1 protein-coding gene is annotated in these 366 nt (G+C 56.3%); it reads right to left on the reverse strand.

From position 1 onward, the window contains the following. A partial coding sequence (locus CHK_RS02670; RefSeq protein ID WP_046442502.1) for a M24 family metallopeptidase occupies positions 1–366 on the reverse strand: 366 nt, incomplete at both ends.

The following is a 366-nucleotide window of genomic DNA, read 5'->3' on the forward strand; positions in this document are numbered from 1 at the left end:
CGTCCGTCGTCACTCCCGGTTTGATCGCACGGATCGCATCGTACATCCAGTCGTATGTCTTCTTGTATATCCTCTTCTGCTTCTCCGTCGGATAACCGCAGCAGAACGTCCGGTAATAGCATGTCTTGTATCCGTTGAAGTCGTTCACCACATCGAGGAACACCATGTCCCCAGGGCGGATGATCCGGTCTGAGAAGTCATGCGGGTGCGGGAACGCACGATCCCCTGAGATCACATTCACGTTGTGCACGTTCTCCGCTCCCATTTCCACCAGCCGTCCGCGCATCACCGCGCATACCTCGTTCTCACGCACTCCCGGCTTGATCGCTTCCACAACGTCGTAATATGCTCCGTCCACCATTGCCG

Source organism: Christensenella hongkongensis (genome assembly GCF_000981035.1).
Classification (GTDB): Bacteria; Bacillota; Clostridia; order Christensenellales; family Christensenellaceae; genus Christensenella; species Christensenella hongkongensis.